Annotated in this window: 13 protein-coding genes, 1 tRNA gene and 12 pseudogenes; 14 read left to right on the top strand and 12 right to left on the bottom strand. The window is 73.2% G+C overall.

Features of this window, described 5'->3' with window-relative positions:
* From UK94_RS55295 to UK94_RS16975, 6 genes and pseudogenes are all read left to right on the top strand, one after another.
* Nucleotides 1-214, top strand: a pseudogene (locus tag UK94_RS55295) (DNA gyrase subunit A); the annotation flags it as partial.
* Between the two features lies 1 nt (nt 215).
* A pseudogene (locus tag UK94_RS55290) lies at nt 216-923 on the top strand (DNA gyrase subunit A); the annotation flags it as partial.
* A 1-nt stretch (nt 924) separates the two neighbouring features.
* Nucleotides 925-1,795: DNA gyrase C-terminal beta-propeller domain-containing protein (locus UK94_RS55285; protein WP_313949525.1), on the top strand; the 871-nt coding region annotated here is incomplete at its 5' end.
* A gap of 1,230 nt (nt 1,796-3,025) precedes the next feature.
* Nucleotides 3,026-3,556 (top strand): annotated as a pseudogene (locus UK94_RS76160) (DUF3566 domain-containing protein); the annotation flags it as partial.
* Between the two features lies 1 nt (nt 3,557).
* The coding region (locus UK94_RS55275; RefSeq protein ID WP_235488351.1) for a DUF3566 domain-containing protein at nt 3,558-3,697 on the top strand (140 nt) is incomplete at its 5' end.
* 64 nt (nt 3,698-3,761) lie between these two features.
* Nucleotides 3,762-3,835: transfer RNA gene (locus UK94_RS16975), tRNA-Ile, on the top strand.
* A 292-nt stretch (nt 3,836-4,127) separates the two neighbouring features.
* On the opposite strand, the gene UK94_RS16970 is transcribed toward UK94_RS16975, so the two are convergent.
* The gene (locus UK94_RS16970) at nt 4,128-4,757 is read right to left on the bottom strand and encodes an RDD family protein (protein ID WP_011601281.1); all 630 of its coding nucleotides are present in this window, start codon (nt 4,755-4,757) and stop codon (nt 4,128-4,130) included.
* Nucleotides 4,758-6,512: 1,755 nt separating this feature from the next.
* On the opposite strand from UK94_RS16970, the gene UK94_RS16960 reads away from it, so the two are divergent.
* The 4 genes and pseudogenes from UK94_RS16960 to UK94_RS55265 form a co-directional block, all read left to right on the top strand.
* Nucleotides 6,513-6,776, top strand: a 264-nt coding sequence (locus UK94_RS16960) for a hypothetical protein (protein ID WP_235488315.1), incomplete at its 5' end; no start/stop codon positions are given.
* Between the two features lie 116 nt (nt 6,777-6,892).
* Nucleotides 6,893-7,270 carry a roadblock/LC7 domain-containing protein gene (locus tag UK94_RS16955; RefSeq protein WP_011601284.1) on the top strand — a complete coding sequence of 126 codons (378 nt, stop codon included), beginning with the start codon at nt 6,893-6,895 and terminating at the stop codon, nt 7,268-7,270.
* A gap of 755 nt (nt 7,271-8,025) precedes the next feature.
* Nucleotides 8,026-8,374 (top strand): annotated as a pseudogene (locus tag UK94_RS55270) (peptide deformylase); the annotation flags it as partial.
* A gap of 1 nt (nt 8,375) precedes the next feature.
* The coding region (locus UK94_RS55265) for a peptide deformylase (protein ID WP_235488313.1) at nt 8,376-8,700 on the top strand (325 nt) is incomplete at its 5' end.
* Between the two features lie 176 nt (nt 8,701-8,876).
* On the opposite strand, the gene UK94_RS16940 is transcribed toward UK94_RS55265, so the two are convergent.
* On the bottom strand, nt 8,877-9,269 hold the full coding sequence (locus tag UK94_RS16940; RefSeq protein ID WP_011601288.1) for a hypothetical protein: 393 nt from the start codon (nt 9,267-9,269) through the stop codon (nt 8,877-8,879).
* A gap of 578 nt (nt 9,270-9,847) precedes the next feature.
* Here UK94_RS16940 and UK94_RS76155 point away from each other — a divergent pair.
* Nucleotides 9,848-9,969 (top strand): annotated as a pseudogene (locus tag UK94_RS76155) (class I SAM-dependent methyltransferase); the annotation flags it as partial.
* Between the two features lie 11 nt (nt 9,970-9,980).
* A partial coding sequence (locus UK94_RS16935; RefSeq protein WP_268761405.1) for a class I SAM-dependent methyltransferase occupies nt 9,981-10,465 on the top strand: 485 nt, incomplete at its 5' end.
* On the opposite strand, the pseudogene UK94_RS55260 reads toward UK94_RS16935, so the two are convergent.
* The 8 genes and pseudogenes from UK94_RS55260 to UK94_RS16915 form a co-directional block, all read right to left on the bottom strand.
* Nucleotides 10,448-11,069 (bottom strand): annotated as a pseudogene (locus UK94_RS55260) (hypothetical protein); the annotation flags it as partial. The gene UK94_RS16935 and the pseudogene UK94_RS55260 sit on opposite strands and share 18 nt — an antisense overlap.
* A 1-nt stretch (nt 11,070) precedes the next feature.
* Nucleotides 11,071-11,695 (bottom strand): annotated as a pseudogene (locus UK94_RS55255) (hypothetical protein); the annotation flags it as partial.
* Nucleotides 11,682-12,413 (bottom strand): class I SAM-dependent methyltransferase, encoded by a 732-nt coding sequence (locus tag UK94_RS16925; RefSeq protein ID WP_011601292.1) that lies wholly within the window; start codon nt 12,411-12,413, stop codon nt 11,682-11,684. The pseudogene UK94_RS55255 and the gene UK94_RS16925, both read right to left, overlap by 14 nt.
* A gap of 11 nt (nt 12,414-12,424) precedes the next feature.
* Nucleotides 12,425-12,847: pseudogene (locus UK94_RS55250) on the bottom strand (glycosyltransferase); the annotation flags it as partial.
* A 1-nt stretch (nt 12,848) separates the two neighbouring features.
* Nucleotides 12,849-13,117, bottom strand: a pseudogene (locus UK94_RS55245) (glycosyltransferase); the annotation flags it as partial.
* 1 nt (nt 13,118) lies between these two features.
* Nucleotides 13,119-13,332: pseudogene (locus UK94_RS55240) on the bottom strand (glycosyltransferase family 1 protein); the annotation flags it as partial.
* Nucleotide 13,333: 1 nt separating this feature from the next.
* Nucleotides 13,334-13,876: glycosyltransferase (locus UK94_RS55235; RefSeq protein ID WP_235488312.1), on the bottom strand; the 543-nt coding region annotated here is incomplete at its 3' end.
* Nucleotides 13,877-14,180: 304 nt separating this feature from the next.
* Nucleotides 14,181-14,609, bottom strand: a complete 429-nt coding sequence (locus UK94_RS16915; RefSeq protein WP_041938594.1) for an organic hydroperoxide resistance protein — start codon at nt 14,607-14,609, stop codon at nt 14,181-14,183.
* A gap of 158 nt (nt 14,610-14,767) precedes the next feature.
* Here UK94_RS16915 and UK94_RS16910 point away from each other — a divergent pair, with 158 nt between their 5' ends.
* Entirely contained in the window at nt 14,768-15,403 is a 636-nt protein-coding gene (locus UK94_RS16910; protein WP_235488311.1) for a TetR/AcrR family transcriptional regulator, read from the top strand.
* Between the two features lie 2,853 nt (nt 15,404-18,256).
* Here the strand turns inward: UK94_RS16910 and UK94_RS74150 are convergent.
* Nucleotides 18,257-18,355, bottom strand: a pseudogene (locus UK94_RS74150) (hypothetical protein); the annotation flags it as partial.
* A gap of 1 nt (nt 18,356) precedes the next feature.
* Nucleotides 18,357-19,531: lipase family protein (locus tag UK94_RS16900; RefSeq protein ID WP_235488310.1), on the bottom strand; the 1,175-nt coding region annotated here is incomplete at its 3' end.
* A gap of 552 nt (nt 19,532-20,083) precedes the next feature.
* Here UK94_RS16900 and UK94_RS55230 point away from each other — a divergent pair.
* Nucleotides 20,084-20,327 (top strand): annotated as a pseudogene (locus tag UK94_RS55230) (DedA family protein); the annotation flags it as partial.
* Nucleotide 20,328: the final 1 nt, after the last annotated feature.

The following is a 20,328-nucleotide window of genomic DNA, read 5'->3' as shown; positions in this document are numbered from 1 at the left end:
CATCGAGGACGCCTACCGGACCGGCCGCGGCAGCATCCGGATGCGCGCCGTGGTCAACGTCGAGGAGAACAAGGGCCGCACCCAGCTCGTCGTCACCGAGCTGCCCTACCAGGTCAACCCGGACAACCTCGCCGAGAAGATCGCCGAGCTGGTCCGCGACAACAAGGTCACCGGGATTTCGGACGTCCGCGACGAGACCTCGGCCCGCATCGGCNAGCGGCTCGTCATCGACCTCAAGCGCGACGCCGTCGCCAAGGTCGTGCTCAACAACCTGTACAAGCACACCCAGCTCCAGGACACCTTCGGCGTCAACATGCTGGCGATCGTCGACGGGGTGCCGCGCACGCTGCGCCTGGACCAGATGATCCGCTACTACGTCGAGCACCAGGTCGACGTCATCGTCCGGCGCACCCGCTACCAGCTGCGCAAGGCCCGCGAGCGGCTGCACGTCCTCGACGGTCTGCTCATCGCGCTCGACCACCTCGACGAGGTCATCAGCCTCATCCGCAACGCGGAGTCCGCCGACGCCGCCCGCGGCCAGCTGATGGAACGCTTCACGCTGTCGGAGATCCAGGCGACCGCCATCCTCGACATGCAGCTGCGTCGCCTCGCCGCCCTGGAACGCCAGCGGATCATCGACGAGGCCGCCGAGCTGCGGGCGCGGATCTCCGAACTGGAGGCCATCCTCGCCTCCCCGGTCCGGCAGCGGCAGATCATCGGCGAGGAGCTCGCCGAGGTCGTCGAGAAGTTCGGCGACGAGCGGCGGACCCGCCTGGTCCCCTTCGAGGGCGACATGTCCATCGAGGACCTCATCGCCCAGGAGGACGTGGTCGTCACCGTCACGCGCGGCGGCTACGCCAAGCGGACCAAGACCGACCTCTACCGCTCCCAGCGCCGCGGCGGCAAGGGTGTGCAGGGCGCGGNCCTGCGCGAGGACGACATCGTCGAGCACTTCTTCGTCACGACGACGCACCACTGGCTGCTGTTCTTCACCAACAAGGGCCGGGTGTACCGGGCGAAGGCGCACGAGCTGCCCGAGCAGGCCCGCTCCGCCAAGGGCCAGCACGTCGCGAACATCCTCGCGTTCTCCCAGGACGAGCGGATCGCCGAGGTCATCGCCCTGAAGGACTACGAGGTCGCGCCCTACCTCGTCCTGGCCACCAAGCGCGGGCTGTGCAAGAAGACCGCCCTGAGCGACTTCGACTCCAACCGCGCCGGCGGCCTCGTCGCGATCAACCTGCGCGACGACGACGAGCTGATCGCCGCCCGCCTGGTCGCGCCCGGCGACGACCTGCTGCTGGTCAGCCGCAACGCCCAGTCGATCCGCTTCCACGCCGACGACGAGCAGCTACGGCCGATGGGCCGGGCCACCTCCGGCGTGATCGGCATGCGTTTCGACGCCGAGGACGAGCTGCTGTCGATGGACGTCGTCGTGCCGGGCACGACCGCCGACCTGCTGGTGGCCACCTCCGGCGGCTACGCCAAGCGGACCCCGTTGGCCGAGTACCCGGTGCAGGGCCGCGGCGGCAAGGGTGTGCTGACCGCTAAGATCGTCTCCACCCGGGGCGGTCTGGTCGGCGCGCTCGTCGTCGACCCGGACGACCAGCTCTACGCGATCGCCTCCAACGGGGGCGTGCTGCGCACCATCGCCAAGGACGTCCGCCGTGCCCAGCGGCAGACGATGGGGGTCCGCCTCATCGATCTGGAGACCGGTGTGCAGGTGGTCGGGGTGGCGCGCAATGCTGATGCGGAGGACACCGAGGCCCCCACCGACCCCGGGGCCCAGGAGAGCTGAGCCCGGGGCCGGCAGCGGTCCAGGTCCGGGGCGATGGCGGTCCTCGACGTCGGCGCCGTCCCCCGGCGCCGCGGTGACGCCGAAGCGGGGATCCGGCGTGCGCATGGCCCGCGTACGCCGCCAGGAGCGAACCGGGAGTAGACCGTGAGCGACAGTCAGGAAGACCGGCCCGCCCGGTCGGCGGTCCACCGCGGCNCCTCCCCGGCCGCCGGGCCGGGGGGAGCGCGTGACGGCGACCGTTCCCGCCGCCCCGGTGACGGCGGCGACGGGGAGCCGGCCGGCGAGACGCTGAAGACGCCCACCGCCGGCGCCTCCGGCGGTGGAGCTGGCGCCGCCGCGGCGGCCGCCGGCGCCGCCGGCACCCCCCCGCCCGGCGGCGACCGCCCGGCGGCTTCGGGCGGGGCCCGTTCCGGCGGCGCCGGCTCGCTGGACCCGTCGGCGGGCAACCCCTTCTTCCAGCGTTCCGGCCGGTCCGGGGCGGGGCAGTCCCAGCACGGCGAGGACGGCCGTGAGAGCACCTCGGGGGCCGGCGCGGCCGGGTCCTCCCCGTCCGCCTCGCCGCCTGCCTCCCCGCCCGTCTCGTCGAAGCCGGGATCGTCCGCCTCGTCGTCCTCGACCGCTCTGGGGGGCAAGACGTCCGGGATCGCGGGCGGTGACCGGGCGGCGGCTGCGGAACCGGCGCGGTCGTCCGCGGCACCGGCCAGGTCCGCGCCGCCGAAGTCCGCGCCGCCGAAGTCCGCGCCGCCGGCCAGGTCCGTGCCGCCGAAGTCGGCACCGCCGGCCACGTCGGGATCGTCGCCGTCTGCGTCGTCCCCGCCGTCGTCGTCCTCGGTGCCGTCGTCGTCCTCGGCGTCGTCTGCGTCGTCGTCCTCGCTTCCCGCCGTCTCCGCCCCGGCGTCCCGGCCCGCGGCAGCGGCGGACGAGCGGTCCGGCCGATCGCGGGCGACGCCGACCCGCAACGGGGCAGGCGGGGCCCCGGCCGGCATCGGAGGGGCGGCGGTGCCCCCATCCGGGTCGGCTCGTACCGGGAACGCCGGGACCCACGGCGGCGATGCGGGCTCGGCTACCCGCAAACTCGGCTCGCCCGCCGTATCGTCGCCGGCGAAGTCCCTCGGTACGACGCCGCCCGGCGCCCGCCGAAGCACGACGGGCCTGCCCAGTGCCCGCCCCGAACACCCGGTCGAGCGACCCGGTGAGACCGACACGATCTCCCTGGTCCGTCCGCCCAGCATGACGAGGAGCGGTACCACGAAGCCCGAGAGCAACCGTGCCGCGCCGGAACGGGTGCCCGTCCCCGACGCGGTGCGGCCGGCCGCGCCCGCCGCGGGCCGTGGCGCCAACGCGACCGCGGCCTACGAGCGGCCGATAGCCGCGCCGTCGTCCGCGGGCACCACCACCGCCGCAGCGCCGCCGCACGCGATGACCACGACCTCTCCCGGCGCCCTCGACGACCAGCTCGAGGCCGTCCCGGCCGACCGGGCCAGCGCCCCTCGCGGCCCCGGTCGCCCCGGTCCGGGCACGGGATCCGCCCGCCCGCCCGGCGCCGGCCGGCGTGCCAAGCTGCGGCTGTCCAAGGTCAACCCACTGACCGTGACCCGGCTCAGCTTCGCGTTCTCCCTGTGCGTCTTCGTCGTGTTGCTCGTCGCCGTCGCCGTGCTGTGGTTCGTGCTCAACTCGATCGGGGTGTTCAACAGCGTCACCGACGCCGCGGACACCCTGACCGACAGCAGCGCCAGCAACGTCAGGAGCTGGCTGTCGTTCNGCCGCGCGATGGAGATCAGTCTGCTCATCGGCGCGATCAACGTCATCCTGATGACCGCGCTGACCACCCTCGGCGCCCTGCTCTACAACCTCTGCGCCGAGATGATCGGCGGCATCGAACTCACCCTCAGCGACCAGTAGCGCCAACGGACGGCGGCGGCCGCCACCCCGGCCCCGCCGTCCTGTATGGTTGCAGTCGTTGCCGGGACCTATAGCTCAGTCGGTTAGAGCGCTTCCCTGATAAGGAAGAGGCCGGTGGTTCAAGTCCACCTAGGTCCACGCGCTGATTCCTCGTGGTTGCCGCCCTTGAGGCGGCTTCCCCGTTGCCGTGATGCTGGCCGGGGGGACGACCCCCCGAACCCCCCGGGTGTGGCGTGGCAGCCTCTTATGATCCCTTCCCTTCGCTCCGTTGGTCGGGGTGTCGTGGGATGGGGGCGAGCGGATCCGCGGAACGCCGTCGCCTGGAACGGGTGGGACCGCAGCGGCGCTTCCCACCCGTTTCGGCCGCAGTACGCCGGGTCNACCCGGCGAGGCGTCAGTCGATACGCCGCTGCCCGACCGGCGCGCTCGGCTACCCGCGCAGCACCTGGGTACCGCCGGCGAGGCGGTCGTGGATGCCCTGGTCCCGCGGGTCCGAACTGATCGTGACGCCGATCGCGATGTAGGCCACGAAGAGCAGGAGTGGCCCGAGAATCGGGATGATGTTGAAGAGGAGAAACAGCTCGCGGACCGCGGCATTGTTGGGCCCGAGCCGCCCGCCGCCCGGACCGACGACCCGCAGACCCAACGCCTTCTTGCCCGGCGTCGCGCCGAGAGCGACGTCGAAGCCCACGAAGTAGGCGTACGTCAGGACGGCGGTGAGGGCTGTCCAGCCGAGCCCGTAGCCGAGGATGAAGAAGGTCGCGACGTTGACGACGGTGAGGATCAGGTTGTCCACGATGCGGGCGCCGAGCCGTACGCCCAGTCCGGGAAGTGCGGCGCCCTGGGGTTGTCCCGCCCCGTAGCCGGGTGCCTGGGGATACGGGGGATAGCCGGGCGGCTGGCCGTAAGCCGGTCCCTGCCCGTAGGCCGGCCCTTGCCCGCCGTAGGCCGGTCCCTGCCCGCCGTAGGCCGGCCCTTGCCCGTAGGCCGGTCCCTGCCCGCCGTAGGCCGGTCCCGCGCCTTGGTTGTGCTCGTCGCCGTAGGGACCGTTGGTCGTCATGAGCGCTCCTGCTCTCGTCGAGGCTGCCAATGTAAACGGTAGAGATGCGCCGAACTCGCCGCGTGGGCAACAGGTTGTAGTCGCCTGTTTGACACCCTGCTGGAAGCGGGGTGNGGGACACCGACATGCTTCAGGTGATTTGGTATCGGCTACGAGTGTGTCGGGCGTCGCGGGCGCCTGCTGGTTTTCCGCAGGCGAACGGCGAAGGCGATGCGCTCCCACCCTGCGTCTGGCCAGACGTGTGCGTGCTGACAACTCGACCGAGCAAACAGGGCCAGCGGGGTGGCATGAGTTCGGTGCGCGGCCTGTGGACACCGTCGGCGCGGGTCGCCTCGTGGGCTGCCTTGGACCGCGAACCGTGACGNAAAACCCGAAGCGGAAGGGAAGCGGAAATCGCCATGCCGGGCGGGTCCGCCGGACCTGGTTCGCCGCAGTCGGACGCTCCGCCGGTCATCCGACGCTGTCGGCCTGTTCACCGGTGCTGCACGCGATTGCCGCGGTCAGCGTGTCCGGCGGCGGGCAGGAAAACCATGGTCGGGCGGGCCGCCGCCGTCGCGGTGGGGAGGAGAACGGCGGGGAAGGGCGGTGTCCGCCATCATTTTCTGGCGTTCCTGAGAATCGTCCCCGCCCGCGAGGTGCGGGATTTCCGTGCGCACCCGGTCGCCATAGTCGGGCGGGCCGGACGCGGCGGGGCGCCCAGCGTCGGACCTGACCGGGGATCGCCCCTGCGGGGGTGGAAGAACGATCCGGCCATCACCCGCGAGCGACGCCAGGTCCGTCATGACCGGGAACAGGCCGCGGCCCACCGTGAACGCGATGTCCCGGCACGTCCGGCGCCCGTCGATCCGGGCCAGCAGGTCGGCCTGCGCTCCGCCCGCCGTCCCGTGTCGTGCCGAAGCCGTGGCCAGCCGTGGGCGGACCTGGGGTTCCAGGCCCAGGTCGGCGCGCCAGCGAGAGGCACTCGCCAGCCGTCGGCTCGTCTCCCGGATGGCCCGCTCGACCTCGATTCCCGGCTCCACGGGCAGCAGCGGAGGTAGGAAACCGGAGCCGGCGGGCTCCGTGGTCACCCTCGCGATCTGGGTCAGGGCCAGCGCGAACAGGGCGTCCATCGTGGCCATCCGGGTCACCACCTGGACGCCCGCGCTGCCCAGCAGCCGGCGTTCTACCAGCGCCGTCGGCAGCCGGCCGCTCGGCGCGGCCGCGGCGAACACCGCGGTCCACTCCTCGTCGGAGATGCGCCCGGACCGCAGCAGCAGCGATTCGAGTCCGGGTGCCGCCGAGGTGGTGGCGGTCGTGAGCAGNCCCTCCCGAAGGACGACCTTCCCGTTCGCCTCGCCCAGCACCACGACCGCGCCCGAGAACTCCTCCCGGGCCTGCTGCCGAAGNGCATCCAGCAGGAGGTCGACGCGGGCCGGCGTTTCCTCCACCGGCCGTGTATCCGCCTCCTCCCTGTGGGGTGGGCCATCGGTAGAAGAAACGGGACCTTGTATGTTCTTCGTCTCATCCGGCATGGTGGGTCCTCGANGTGACAATCCGTTCGCGCACGGGTACGTTCACCTCGTCCACACGATATGCCCGCCGACGTGCACGCGAATGCTAAAAGGCCTGCCGAGTAATTTCGTCATGCTGTGTCAACGGGTTGAAGGGTACCTCATGGACATCGAGACCGCGCTCAAGGAAGCGATGACAATCGACGGCGCGATCGGTGCTTCGCTCGTCGATTACGAGAGNGGAATGATGCTCGGTTCCGCCGGNGGCGGCCGGACACTCGATCTCGAGGCGGCCTCGGCCGGCAACACCGACGTCGTGCGCGCCAAGGCCCGCACCCTCGACGCGTTGGGGATCAAGGAGGGGATCGAGGACATCCTCATCACCCTCGATCGGCAGTACCACCTGATCCGGCTGCTTCACCGGGGCGGCAGCCCGCTGTTCTTCTACCTGGCCCTGGACCGGCCCCGGGCGAACCTCGCGCTCGCGCGGCACAGCCTGCGCGCCATCGCCCGCGGCCTCGACCTCTGACGGCGCCGACCCTCTGACGGCGCCGCCCCTCCTACAGCGCCGGCGGCGTCGGCAGACGCCGAGATGTGAGACCTGTCGGCCCGCGCGGACATCCGTGCGGGAGAAATGAGGCATCGATGAGCACCAGCACGATCACCGATGGGGTACTCGCCGAGCTCCACGCCCTGCGGGACCAGGTTCCGGGCGTCACCAGCAGCGCCGTCGCCTCCGCCGACGGACTGCTCGTCGCCGCCGACGCCGACGGCGTGCGATCCGAGGTGCTCGCGGCCATGGCCGCCGCCGCCCTCGGGCTCGGCCGCTCCACCGGCCAGGAGGCCGGGATGGGACCGCTGCGCGAGGTGATCACCCGTTGTCAGGGCGGGCACATCATCGTCTACGCGATCGGGGAGACCAGGCTGCTCGTCGTCCTGGGCGACGAGGGTCTCGACCTCGAACGGCTGCACCTGCAGTCGCGGCCCGCCGTGACGCGTCTCGCCGGGCTGCTTGCCGCCTGAGACCGCCCGGGGTGCCGGCTGTGCGGGCCGGCGCCGGCGCCCCGGGCGGCGGGCTCACCCGGCCGCCCCTCGTGTCGCCCAGCCTGTGGATAACCGGAGTCGGCACACACGGGCCGATGCGCTCCGGTGGTTCATGTGTTCGAATGCCCCCGTGCAGCCGTGTTCCCTGTGTGGCCATGTGTGGTCGGAGCACCACGGCGCCGGGCAACTGTCTCCCTGGGTGACCTGTGTGTCCGGATCGGTGAGCTGTTTCTGTCGGCGGACGGTCGAGGAGGNCCACCGCGAGATGGGTGGCACCGCCGGGCCGACGTGCGTCACCTGTGGGCAGTGTCCCGCCGAGGACACCCAGTGCCGTCAGTGCCGGGAGGAGCGGCAGCGCCGCGCGGAGGAGGAGTTCGCCGTCTGGTGGGAGCAACTCGGCCGCAGCCGTCGGACCGGCCGCCGCCCGTCCCGCTGACGGTCTCGCCGCCGCTCCCTCTGCGGTCCCGCCGGTCCACGCTGCTGGCCCGCCGCCGGCCACCGACATGCCGGGCGTCGTCGCGTGAACCGCTCCACCCGCCCGACGGTGCGATATTCGCCCGGGGAGCGTCGATCCGTCGCGCGGGCGACGGGAGCGTTCTGCCAAGCTCGTAGGCACAGCATGTCGAGGATCGACGGCGGCCCGGTTCGGCCTGGCGGACGGCGGGTGGGCCGGCCGGCACCGTGCCGCCGCCCGCGCGGGCGCGCCGGCGGTCGGACGGAAGGAGAAGCCCGCCATGGCCTCGCGTACCGCGCGATCGAATGAGGCAAACGAGAAGCGGGATCTGCGGGTCCGGGTCCTGGGGGAGCCGGTCGACGCCTATCCCGAGGTCCCGCCCGAGGTGGCGCGGGGCACCATCCGGCGCATCACGGTCGTCGGGGAGCCCGTCCTGCACCGGCCCTGCCGGAAGATCACGGAGTTCGGCACCCCGGAACTCGCCGCTCTCATCGACGACATGTTCGCCACGATGTACGGCGCCGAGGGGGTCGGGCTCGCCGCGAACCAGATCGACGTCGACGCCGCGCTGTTCGTCTACGACTGCACGGACGAGGACGGCGTCCGGCACGTGGGGCACCTCGCCAATCNGGAGCTGGAGGAGTCCGATCCCGCCGAGCGTCGGCTGGTCAAGGGCGAGGAGGGCTGCCTGTCCGTGCCGGGCGCCTACATGGAGGTCGCCCGGCTCGAACGCGCCGCCGTCCGGGGCCAGGACGCCACCGGTGCCCCCCTGCGGTTGGAGGGCACCGGCTACTTCGCCCGCTGCCTGCAGCACGAGACCGATCATCTGTACGGCGGCCTCTACCTCGACCGGCTGTCCAGCCGGGGACGCAAGAAGGCGCTCAAGGAGATGGAGGAGCGGGCCGAGGAGATCTTCGCCCGCCGCACCGAGGTGGCCGGGACCCTCGGCAAGTAGCCGCCGGCGATCCGTCGGCGGCGGCTACCTCGTCGTCGGCGACCAGCGCGTCGTCGGTGGCTGCCGGCGCCAGGGCGGCCGCGACACCGGTCGGCGGGCTGGTGGATCAGTCCCGCCCGGCCGGCCCGTCGTGGCGGCCGGGCCGGACTGCCGGCGGTATCACCCCGCCGATCGGATCAGCCCTGCCGGCGGGTGGCGAAGCGCCGCGGGTTGCGGCCCGCGCCCGTCGCCCCGGCCGCACCGGGCAGCCGCGGCGCACCCGGCCCGGACCGGGGACCCCCACCGTCCTCACCGTGTCCTCGCCGCTCCCGCCGGGAACGACGATCCTGCGCCGGTACGCCAGCAGCGTCGGGGATCGGCGACCTGGCCGGGCCGCCGACAAGCGGTGCGGCCAGGTCGGTGAGCGGGGACGTGGCCAGGTCGGCGAGCGGGGAGGTGGCCGGGCCGACGGGCGGGGACACGGCCGGGTCGGCCTCGGGCGCGGTCGCTGCTCCCCCGGCCGCCCGGCGGGGGTCGGCGGGAGCGGTGTCGCGCGGGTGCGGCTTTCGGGATCGGGAACGAGCAGCCATCTGTGCTCCTTTCGGGCAGGGCGATCTCGCGGCGCCACCCCCACGGACACCCCATTCCCGGAATCACGCGAGAAACGACGTGAGAATCGCCGGGTAAACGCCGACCAGTCGCCGACAACGGCACTGATGGGCAGTGGGCGCGCGAGGAGAAGGTTCTGCGAGCGGACGAACCAGCAGGACTACCAGGCGTTATGGCGTCTAGCGTGGCCGGAGGTCCGGCGCCACGAGGCCATCGCCCATGTCGGCTGGGGAAGAGGAGAGAATTCGGCCACCCCGCCGCGACGGCGGGTGCACCGGGGCGTTCACACGCCTACTCAGATGCCCATGAACGCAGGTTAGTTCATCGCGGGCGGGCGGGCAAACACTTTGCGCCTGCCGGTCGCGGCGCCGGCGCGACACGGCTGGTCGGCGGCGTCCGATCTCTTCTCCCTCGCGCTGGTCGGCCGGCGACCGGCCCACGAAGACGGCGGTCGGCGACTCCGGGGCACTAAGTTCAAGTACCGGCCGGATCGGGCGGTACCCGCGCCAGCCGGCGGAAGCGGGCCGGCGGCACGACGACCCAGAGAAGGGAGCCGGCGGTGGACGCGGCATTGCGGCAGGTGGCCGAGGGGGCGACGGGCTTCATGCCCCCGCAGGAGGGGTTGGCGCTGTACACGGCGGCCACGGCGATCCCGGCCGGCGGGCTGATCTGCGAGGTCGGNACCTACTGCNGCAAGTCCACCCTCTACCTGGCCGCCGCCGCCCGGGCGGCGGGCGGCACCGTGGTCACCGTGGACCATCACCGCGGCTCGGAGGAGAACCAGGCCGGCTGGGAGTACCACGACACGACCCTGGTCGATCCGCGCACAGGCCGCCTCGACACGCTGCCGTTCCTGCGTCGGACGCTGGAACAGGCCCAGGTCGAGGACGTGGTGACGGCGATCGTCGGGCGGTCCGAACAGGTGGGGCGGTGGTGGTCGACCCCGGTAGCGCTGCTCTTCCTCGACGGCGGGCACACGGAGGAGCAGGCCCAGGCCGACTACTCCGCGTGGGGGCGCCACGTGGCTCCCGGCGGCCTGCTGGCCATCCACGACGTGTTCCCCGACCCCGCCGACGGCGGCCAGGCGCCGTACCACGTCCTGCTGCGCGCGCTCGACGAGGGCTTCCGCGAGCAGTCGCGGACCGGGTCGCTGCGGGTGCTACGCCGCGTCGACTGACTGGCAGCCGCACGCCGGCCCCGTGGCCGCCATGGCCGCCGTGGCCGCCGTGGCCGGCACCGGCCCGCCTTCCGGTGCTGCCGGTGATGCGGAGCCGGGCGCCCCCAGTGGGTCGCTGTCGGACGCCGGACGCTGCTGGGGCGGGCGCGCCTCCCCCCGGGAGCGGTCGGCGCCGGCGCCGGCGTCGGCGCGGCGCACGAGCGGTCGGTGCAGCCCGGCCGGCAGGTCGTCCCCTCGGAACAGCGTCTCGGTGACCCCCCCGGCCAGCGTGTCGGCCGCGAGGATCACCGCTGCCGCGGTCCACGTCGAACGTTCGACCGGCCAGAACGTGCGGTTGGCGAACTGCCAGCCCGTCCAGTAGCCGCCGTCGTCGTGCCGCAGGTGCTGCATGTCCGCGACCAGCTTGGCCGCGGCGGCCGTCTCGCCGACCAGGTGCAGCGCGATCGCGAGTTCACAGGTCTCCGCGCCGGTCACCCAGGGCTCGTCGTCGACGCAGCGGATCCCCAGGCCGTCGACGACGAAGTCGTCCCAGCGAGCGGCGAGCCGGGCCCGGCCGGCGGAGCGGCGCAGCACCCCGCCGATCACCGGGTAGTACCAGTCCATCNACCAGCGGTCCCGCGGCGCGAAGTACTCGGGATGCGCGACCAGCGCGTGATGCAGCGCGCCGGTCGCCCGCTCCCAGGCCGGCGGCACCTCGCCGACGAGCGCGGCGAGCGCCATCCCGCACCGCAGGCTGTGCAGGGTGCTGGAGCAGCCGGTGAGCAGCGACTCGGGGTAGTCGACGCCGTCCGACCCCCGCGCCCACCAGATCTGGCCGCTGGGGGCCTGCATGTCCACGACGAGGTCGAGCGCCCGGCGCACGACCGGCCAGATCCCGGCGGCGAAGGCGCGGTCCCCGGTGAGCAGCCAGCGGTGCCAGGCGGCCGTCGCCACGTAGGCGCACTGGTTGCTGTCGGCGAAGTCCTCCTTGACCGCACCGGCCACGTGGCTGGTCGCCCACGAGCCGTCGGCCCGCTGGTTGCGGCGCAGCCAGGCCCAGGCGGCGTCGGCCGCGTCGACGAGGCCGCCGAGGTCGAGCGCCATGGCGCATTCGAGATGGTCCCAGGGATCGGTGTGGCCGCCGGGATACCAGGGGATGGCGCCGTCCGGTTCCTGGACGGCGGCGATCGCGGTCGCGGTCGCGGTGAGCGCCTCGGGGGTCAACACCGGTGCAGACTCAACCGACCGCACGCGCTACCTCCGGTTTTCGTAGGTACAGGACGATGCTTTTGCCGATGACCGGATTGAGGATCCGATCGGCGAGCCGCGTCACCAGGGGACGGCGCATCATGTCCCACACCAGCAGCCGGTGGTAAAGCCGCGTCGCCGGATGGTCGTCGTCATGGACACCGACGAGACACCGCAGCCACCAGTACGGCGCGTGCAGGGCGTGGGCGAAGTGGGTGCCGATCGGCTCCAGCCCGACGGCGGTCAGCCGCTCGCGCAGCTCGGACTGCCGGTAGATGCGGATGTGGCCGCCCTCGACGGTGTGATACGCCGTCGACAGGCTCCAGCACACCTGCTCGGGCAGGCGGTTCGGGACGGTGACCGCGACCCAGCCGCCGGGCCGCAGCACGCGGGCGATCTCCGCCATCGCCGCCGTGTCGGCGGGCAGGTGCTCGAGGACCTCGGCGATGATGACCCGGTCGAAGGTGGCGTCCGCGAACGGCAGGGCGAGCGCGTCGCCGCGCACTCCGGCCGCCCGCGCCGCGGCCGGCGCCTGCCCCTCCAGGGCCATCGCGGCGAGCATCGCGTTCACGCCGCCGACCTCGTCGAGGGAGTAGTCCAGCGCGACGACGTCGGCGCCGCGCCGGAACGCCTCGAAGGAGTGGCGCCCGGCACCGCAGCCCAGGTCGAGCAGCCGGCAGCCCGCGGGTACGGGAAAACGATCGAAGTCGACGGTGAGCATGCGGCGCGGGCTCAGCCGGCGAGCGTCGGCGACGCCGACGGGCTTGCAGCGTCCGGGGCCGCCGCCTGGACGGGGGTGACGTCGGGGGTGACGTCGGCGGCGGCGAGCCCGGCCGACCCTGCCGGCCAGGAGGCGGGTGTCGGCGGCGCCCACGACCACGACGAGCCCGGGTAGGGCGAGGTCGGCGTTCCGCCCACCGCCGCGATCCGTTCGGCGTACCAGGCCGCGGTCGCGGCGCTCGCCGCCCGCCAGGAGAACCGCTCCTCCACCCGGCGGCGGCCGGCCGCCCCCATCCGGGCGCGGCGCGCCGGGTCGTCGAGCAGCGCGCGGATGGCCCCGGCCAGCGCGTCCGGATCGCCCGGCGGGACCAGCAGGGCCGCCTCGCCGTCGGCGCCGGCCACCTCGGGCAACGCCCCGGCGGTCGTCGCGACCAGNGGGAGGCCGCAGGCCATCTCCTCCACCGCGGGCAGGCTGAACCCCTCGTACAGAGAGGGGACGACCGCGACCTCGGCGGAGCGCAGCAGCTCGATCAGCTCCTGCTCCGGCACGTTGGATCGGAACGTCACCGCATCGCCCAGGCCCAGCTCGGTCACCCGGCGCTGGGCCTGCCCGCCCTCGCGGACCTTGCCGATGCAGACCAGGTGCGCGCCACGCTCGGAGCGCAGCTTGGCCAGCGCCTCCAGCAGCACCCCCAGGCCCTTGAGNGGCACATCCGCGCTGGTCACGACCACGATGCGACCCGCGACGGTCGGCGCGGGGGCGTTGGTCGAGGTGGGCGCGGGCGTGAAGACGTCGGCGTCGACCCCGAGGGGCACCGTGTGCATGACCTCCGACGGCAGCTCCATGTCGGTGATGATCTCGCGGCGCGAACTCTCGGACGGGATGACGATGCCGTCCAGCCGCCGCGCCACCCGGGCCTNCATCGGCAGGAACGAGTACCACCGCCGCAGCCCCACCCGGGCGGTGAAGCTCGACGCCGCGGCCAGGCTCAGCCGACGGTCGACGGTGATCGGATGGTGCACGGTGCTCACCACCGGGATCCGGTGGGGCCGCAGCGCCGCCCGCAGCGCCAGCAGTCCGTAGCCGAGCCCCTGGTTGTCATGAACGATGTCGAACGGCGGCCGCCCGCCGGCCGCTCGGGGCCGCAGCGCCTGGTAGGCGCGCAGGCTGAACGACAGCGGCTCGGAGAACTGGCCGGTGCGCATCATCCCGAACTCGACGACGTCGGGCAGCGCGCGCAACTCCGCCAGGCCCGGCCAGCGAAACGGGTCCGAGTCGCGGTAGAGGTCCAGGCTCGGCAGCTCGGTGAGGCCGACCCCGTCGTCGAGGTCGGGGTACGGCGGCCCGCTCAGCACCTGCACGTGGTGCCCCAGGGCGACCAGTTCGCGGGACAGATGTCGGACGTACACACCCTGACCACCGCAGGTGGGCAGGCTCCGGTACGACAACAACGCAATCCGCAACTGTGCGCCCTCCGTCCGTTTCGGGCCAGTCCTGGTCCCTCGACGTCGAGGGTGGCGCCGCTTCTTTCGCACATTAGGACATTCGGATCCGATCTTCACTGTGTTCGGATGTGACGCCAGCGGCCGGCCGGGTCGCGGACCGGCCGGCCGCTGGCGTGCGTCGACCTGCGGATCCGTCGGGTCCACACGTCCGAGGGACGCGCGGACCCGACGGGCCGTGGGGCCGTGGGGCCGCCTGTGGATCACTAGCCGCCTGTGGATGACCGACCGCCTGTGGATGGCGGCTCGGTTCGGGTCGGCTCGGTCAGTCGTTGTCCACAAGGACGACCTCGGCGGGAATGTTGCCCTTCGTGGCCCGGGAATACGGGCACATCGCGTGTGCCGCCTCGAGCAGTTCCTGGGCGGTGGCCCGCTCGAGCCCGGGGATCTGCGCCTCGATCCTCGCGCCCAGGCCGATGGCGCCGTCGTCGTCCCGGATCAGGTCGATGGTCACCGACACCGCCGAGTCGGTGACGTCGGCCTTCTTGCCGCGCGCGACGGCCTTGAGCGCGCTGTGGAAGCAGGCCGCGTAGCCGGTGGCGAACAGCTGCTCCGGGTTGGTGCCCGGCCCGTCGTCGCCGCCGACCCCCTTCGGGATGGACAGCTGGAGGTCCACCCGGTTGTCGCTGGATGCCACCCGCCCCTCGCGGCCGCCCCATGCGGTCGAGGTCGCCGAGTAGATCGTGGTCGCCATGCTGCCTCCGTGTGATGCTGGGCGTCGCCGTGCGGATACCGTCCGACGGCGACGTGGGCTGTCGGCGCTCCGTGGAGCCTGTCAGATTTACGCAACCAAGCTGGTGCCCTAAATATTCGCGGTCCACACCCCCGTTTCGCGCTTAGCCTGAGCGGATGGTGCAGCAGGAGACGGGGCAGCTCGACCGGCCGCGGCGGGGACGCCCCCGTGACGCGACGATCGACACCCGCGTGCTCTCCGCCGCCGTGGACGAACTCGCCGAGCACGGCGTCGGCGGGTTCAGCGTGAACCGGGTCGCGGCCCGCGCCGGCGTCGCCAAGCGAGGCATCTACGTGCGCTGGCCGGCCCGCGACGACCTCGTCCTGCACGCGCTCGGGACCCTGGCGGCCGGGCTCGTGCCCCCGCGCACCGGATCGCTGCGCTCCGACCTCATGCACCTCGCGCCCCTCGTCGACGCGGTGTTCACCGAGCCGCGGCTGTCGATCCTCGCCCGGTGCATGGCCGAACTGCGCCGCTTCCCCGCGATGTACGCGGCGTTCCGGCGCGAGTCGGTCGACCGCTGCGCGGCCGCCATCGAGGACGCCCTGCACGACGCCGTCACCCGGGGCGAGGCCCGGGCCGACCTCGACACCGACCTCGCCGCGGGGGCGTTCCTGGGCGCCCTGCTGGCCCGGCACGCCTTCGGCGGCGCCCGCCAGCCCCTCGACGACCCCGCCTTCCACGGCCGTCTCGTCGACTTCTGCGTCGCGGCCGTCCAGCGGGTCACCGCGGCGCCCGCCAGCCCCTCCACCTGACTGAGCCCCTCCCCCTGAGCCCCGACCGGCCGGGCGCCGTTCGCCGACAGATCCCCGACCCGTCCGCGGGGCATCGTGCGTGCACCGTTCGCGGGGCAGTATCCGTGCCCCGNTCGCGGGGCGGCATCCGTGCCCCGTTCGCGGGCACGGCGTCGACTGAGNGCCGTCCGTCCGACCTCCATCCACCCGTCCGTTCCGTCGGGTGCTCCCCCGGCACGAGGCACGGTGGATCACGGGGGCACGGNGGTGGTCACCGTGCGGCCCACGCCTCGTTGTCCACAGCGGTCTCCCTTGGAGGACAGCGTTCGCCNCCGAGCGGCGCCCGCGGGCGGGCACCGTGCTGTCCACAGCTCGACAGTGCCCATCCGGCGCGCGAGCATGCCGACCCCATGCCGCTCGGTGGGCCGTCCACAGACGAGCGGTGACCCTCGACGTCGATCGCGACCCTGGACATGCGCTGTCCACAGGCGCTGTCGGTGTCCGCACGGGGGGTGTGTGCGTTCCACCCGTGCGGCGGTGCACTGTCCGGCGCCGGGATGGTCGCTCATGAGCAGCGTCCACCATCACGGTGCCCGGCGATGGTGGGCGCCCNGATCGCTCGGTGTCTTCGGCCAGGCTCGCGAGGCCTGCCACGATCAGCTTCCTGACCAGGGTCTTTGTGGGTTCTCCACAGGGGAAAGGCCGGCCGTGCCGGTCGTGGGGACGTTCCTTGACGGTCACCGCCGACCGCCTGCCGTGCCGCCTGTGGACAACGCTCGGTGCGTCCGCCGTGCTGCCCGTTGAGGAGCACGGCGGACGCACACGATGACCACCAGTGGTCACCGTGGCCGAGGATTCGGCGCTGTCCACAGGGGCGCGGGTTCGCGCGGCGAACGGCGCCTGACGGTCGTCCCCCGACGTTCCGGTCCAGCTCGACGAGGCTTCGGCGCGGGCACCGTGCCAGCCGCGGTCGCTGACCAACCACGACCTGCGTGGTGCCGACCCCGGAGCCGTGGGCGCCCGCCCGCACGGCACCCGTCCACAGCAGGCGAGCGTCGATCCGCCCGGTCCCCGGGCGGTCATGGTTACTTCCGTGGACGGTCACCCGCGTCGATGCCCGACACCCGCCAGTCGAGAAATCCACACCTCATCCATGGGCACCGTGGACGGATTGGCGCCGCAGCGGGCATCCGACCCAGCCGTCACCGCCAGGTCGGCGACGGTGTCCACAGGTGCGGCCGGGGCGGGATGGCCGCGAATCGTCCGCGGGCACCGTGCGGCGCAACGCCGGGTCGGCCCGAGGCCCATCCATGACCNCCCCGAGTGCGCCCGCCGAGGCCCGCGGGCGCGGGCACGATCTCGGGACGCCGGGCGAGCGCACGGGGCCGCCGGTTGGTGTCCGAGAGCCCCGGGAGAGCCCCGGGAGGGCCGCGCCGCGGTCGTCCCCAGCTCGCCGGTGGGCATCGCCAGCTCTCGGGTGGGCATCGTCGCTTCCCGGTGCCCCCCGGGGACGACGCCGAGAATGGCGAGGCCGGACGCACACCATCCACAACCGTCGTCGGTGCCCCCGGACAACCTGCACGGATGCCAGCGCACCGCCCATGAGCACCGTGCTGTGCACGGGCTCCCCCGCGGCGACCGCCGTCGCCGGCAAGTCCCCGTGCGCGGGCACCGTGTTCCCCCAGCGATGNCCGGCAGGGAGAGCGTCGTCGCGGACCGGTCCGCGTGCGCGGGCATCGTGGCTCCTCACCGCCGGCCGCGACGGATGGTCGCGTGAGCATGCCGACCCGACAGGGGGGACCGCGCTGTCCCCAGGGGTGACGGTGACCGTCCCTCAGGGGTGCCGGTGACCGTCGGCGCCTCCTGTCTCCGGGGTCGCGCTCCACCGGGCGGCCCGGTGCCCGGTGGGAGCCCCGCGCGTTCGGTGCAGGGGTGGTGTCGGGATCCGCGGGCGCCCGCAGGACCGGCGACGGGCAGCGGTCCCGCTCATCGGTACGCGGGGAGGGCACCCGTGCGGACNGGTCACGCTACGGCCAAGACCGCGCATCAAGCCACGCACGGCCCCGTTGACCAGGGACTATTCCGGTCATGCACAGGGGGTGGGCGGCCGGCGCCGGCCGCCGGCGGGGCCCCACGACCCACTCTCGCCCGGCACGTCACGCGTCCTGTGGAAAACTCCCCGTCCCTCCCGACCAGCCTCACCGTGGGGCAGTGTGCTCGGCACCCTGCCCATGGATGAGCAGCGTGGGTGACGGTCGGGCCTTGTCCACAGGCCGAGCGAACACGTGGCGAAGGGCCGCCCCACGGTCGCCCTCCCTGGGCTCCCGTCCTGCTCGACGGGGCTTCGCGCCGGGCATCGTGCGCGGCTGGACGCTGACCACGACGGGGTCGTGCGCCCGGGCGGACGGGGCGTCAGCGATCCGGCGGGTAGCCGTCCACAGCAGTGGGAGCCCGGCACCGGCCGTCCTCCCGACCGGTCATGGTCACTTCCGCGAACGGTTGCCCGGGTTGGAGCCCGAAGCCCNCCGGCCCGGACATCCACAGCTCATCCGTGGGCACCGTGAGCTGGAACGGTGCGGCGGCGACGGCCATCTGCCGGGGTGCCGCCACCGTGCCCAGACGGTGTCCACAGGCGCGGCCGGTCTCGGCACCCCGAGCCCCCTGCGGGCTTGTCCCCAGCCCTGCGGTGGGCATCGTCTGCGCGCTCCCGCCGCCAGGGTGGTCACCGTTGCGCCGGGGTACGCGCCGGTTCGGCGCGGGATGCTCTTCGGGGTTGGGCGCGCTGGTCATCAGGCGGACGCCGCTCCCGCATGGAAACCGTGCGCCGATGCAACCGTGACCCTCAGCGGGGCACCCCGGGGTTATCCACAGGGCCTACCTGCGGGCGGGCGCGCCGAGGGGGCAGATGTCGGCGACCGCCGGCGGATGCGCGGCGAAGCGCTGCGCGACCCATGCCACGAGGTCGTTCATCGANGCGCCGAGGATCGAGCCATGGTCAGCCTGTGGGTAGCGCCGGTAGTCCACCGTCGTGCCCTTGCCGCACAGCCGGCTGACCACAGTGTCGGTGACCGGCCGGCGAATGATCGCGTCGCGGTCACCCTGAAGGATGAGCGTGGGAGCCATTCGTCGCAGGATGTCGTCCCGTTGCCGTGCGAATCCCGCGGCGAACGGCGGGTGCGTGAGCGGATCCGTGGTGAAGGCCGTGTGGATCGACGAGCCGACGCTCGCCCTGGTCACCTCGCCGGCGCATCGCGTCCGGGCGACCGCCAGCAGCCGCCGGCCGGTCGGGGTGAGGTAGCGGTCCAGGTCGATCCGCGGATCGTCGACGACCAGGCCGATCATCGCGAGCAGCAGGTATCCGACGCCGTCTGGGCCGCGCTGCAGCGTGGTGAGCGAGGCGGGCAGGTCCGCCAGCGGTGCGGTCGCGACCACACCGCGGATGCGCAGCTCCGGGGCATAGCCGGCGGCCAGCGCCCCGGCGGCGAGGACCGCCTGCCCGCCCTGTGAATAACCCCAGAGGACGACGTCGCGGCCGGCTCCCGTCTCGGGGAGGGAACGGGCAGCGCGGGCGGCGTCGAGCACCGCCCGCCCCTCGGGGCCGGCGATGTAGATCGCATGCTCGCCGGGGACACCCAACCCGGCGTAGTCGGTCAGCGCGACGACGTATCCGGCCTGGACCAGCGGGAACGTCCAGGCGGCCGCGGCCAGCGGCGGACGGGCGCGCGAAGGCGCACAGGAATCCCTGATGCCGGTCGTACCGTGGCCGAACGACACAACCTTGCGGCCACCGGCGGGCACCGGAACATCTGTGCCCGGAGCGAGAATGATGCCGGAGACCGCGGCTGCGCCCGTGCCGGTCGGCCGGGACGAGTAGGTGACCCGCCAGGCGCGGATACCGGCCGGGACCGGTGTGACGACCTCCCGGGAGAGCAGCTCGCCGGCGGCACGCTGCGGCCGGGTCGGCCGGCCGGACGCCCGCGCGTCGTCGCGGGTCGCGACGCCTTGTTCGCTGTCGCGGGTCGCGACGCTCTGTTCGCTGTCGCGGGTCGCGACGCTCTGCTCGCCGGTGACGTCGCCCCGCCGGCCGCAGCCGGCCAGCGGGATCAGCCCCAGCACGACAAGCAGCACCAGAAGTGGCACCCGGACCATCCCGGGACCGGACCGGCGCCCGGGCCCTCGCCGCGCGGCCGGGCCGGCGGCGCCTGGCCCGGCCGGGGAACGGTGGCGGTGCTCCCGGCCGTCCGATCGGGTCGCGCACGGACCGGCAGAAGTCGGCGCATCATCGTCCGGATCGGGCTGCGGGAATTGCACGAATGAAGACTATGGTTCCTGTTCTGGCAAACAAGTGGCGGTCCGAGCCGTCATGGTCCCGATGGTCGACGCGGGTTCGTTCCCCGTCCCGCTCCGCCCCGCCGNGTCGGCCGGAGCCACCCGAACGGATCAGTCGCGGACCGTTCGGACGGCGTGATCCGGCGCCTTCCGCCGGGTTCCCACGCGAGGCCGATCTGTGCGCTTGATGTGGACCGCAACTGTGGACCTCCTGTGGATCGAGGCAGATCCCCGCAGGTGCCGGTCGTGGCGGCGCGGGCGCTCGATACCCTTACGGTGTCCGCAGGCGGGCTGGTGCGGTGGGGTGGACGTCACCGTCATCTCAACGGACGCGTCCGACCCGTCGCCCGAAGCCGTCGGAGGCCCGCGATTGTGACCACGTTCGCGTCGAACACGTTCGCGTCGAGCACGCTCGCCCTGGGCCCCAGCGCGATCAGTGCTGACAGCCTCATCAAGGCGGGGTTGGCCGTCGTCCTGCTGATCGTCTTCGCGGAATCCGGGCTGTTGATCGGGTTCTTTCTCCCCGGGGACTCCCTGCTGTTCACCATGGGGATGCTGATCGCCAGGGACGAGGTCTCCACGCCGTTGCCGGTCGCGATGATCCTGATCGGGCTGGN

The organism is Frankia sp. AvcI1 (genome assembly GCF_001420875.1).
In the GTDB taxonomy this organism is placed as follows: Bacteria; Actinomycetota; Actinomycetes; order Frankiales; family Frankiaceae; genus Frankia; species Frankia alni.
The sequence above is the reverse complement of the archived record's forward strand: the minus strand, read 5'-3'. Positions and strand labels throughout refer to the sequence as shown.